The organism is Intrasporangium sp. Soil_C_50 (genome assembly GCF_057656595.1).
In genome coordinates this window covers 1-393 of record NZ_JBDGKB010000035.1, presented here as the reverse complement: position 1 = coordinate 393, position 393 = coordinate 1, and the positions used below count along the sequence as shown (strand labels likewise).

1 protein-coding gene is annotated in these 393 nt (G+C 76.1%); it reads left to right on the top strand.

What is annotated here, in order from left to right:
- Positions 1-53: 53 nt before the first annotated feature.
- Positions 54-393, top strand: a 340-nt coding sequence (locus tag AC3A5R_RS23105) for a hypothetical protein (RefSeq protein ID WP_487623119.1), incomplete at its 3' end; no start/stop codon positions are given.

Genomic DNA, 393 nt, shown 5'->3' with positions numbered 1-393 from the left:
TGTACCCGCCCCGGCACCACGAGTCCGCGCCCGCCCGGGCGCGAGGCCGGTCCATGGTCGAGCGGTCCCTGCGGCGCAAGGTCGCCCGGCACGTCCTGGCCGATCAGCTGCCCGACCTCGTCGCCGAGCTGCTCGAGGCCGCCAGCGACGACCTCACCGCGTCGCCCCTGACCGACCTCGAGGCACAGTCCGACGCCGAGCTGCGCATCGTCGAGGCGGTCGAGCACGCCAAGGCCGTCCTCGACGCCGCAGGCCTGCACGCGCTCGCGCGGCTGCGCTCGTGCATCGAGTCCACCGAGCTGGCCCGCACCGCCTGCCTCGGCGGCACGACCCCGACCGGGTGGCTCGACGCCGACCGGCTCACCAGGCTCGAGGTCACCACCGCCACCGGCC